Annotated in this window: 1 protein-coding gene; it reads left to right on the top strand. The window is 49.7% G+C overall.

Annotated elements, in window-relative coordinates; translation table 11 throughout:
* Positions 1 to 600 (top strand): hypothetical protein (locus FLX07_RS35925; protein ID WP_208762580.1); only part of this gene is annotated, 600 nt, incomplete at both ends.

Genomic DNA, 600 nt, shown 5'->3' on the forward strand with positions numbered 1-600 from the left:
CGACGGGCCGCGAAGAAGACCACGAAGAAACATTCCTCCCGCACATTCCGGTATTTCACATCCCGTACAAGTCTATTGATGACAGTTATTTCGGTATTGGTGGATTGGAGAAGATTGAAACGGTATTCGCAGCGATCAACGACCGGCTTGTTCAGATCGATTATATTCTTTGGAAACACAGTGACCCCACAGCGTACGGTCCGGATTTAGAATCAACTAACGGAGCCGTTCAGTTTGGTGGCAAATACATTCCGGTAAATAAAGACGACCCAACGCCCGGATATATGGTGTGGCAGGCTCAGCTTGATGCCGCGTTCAAACAGCTCGACATGCTATTGAGTATTGTCTTTCAGATGTCTGAGACTCCGCAATGGCTTTTCGGAACAACAATGTCCGGAGACAATTCAGGCGGAACAGGCACGTCGCATACAGACAGTGCGGCGATCAAAGCTCGCTTCATGCCGATTCTTTCGAAGGTAAAGCGGATACGGGCGCACTATGACCGAGCGGTAAGAGACGCCCTTTGGACGTGTATGCTGCTCGAAAAAGCAGTCGGTGTCATCGACGTTGAAAATGCGGTTTATCCACGGGCTATTTGGA

Origin of the sequence: Microbispora bryophytorum, assembly GCF_006874465.1 — a bacterium.
GTDB lineage: Bacteria > Actinomycetota > Actinomycetes > Streptosporangiales > Streptosporangiaceae > Microbispora > Microbispora bryophytorum.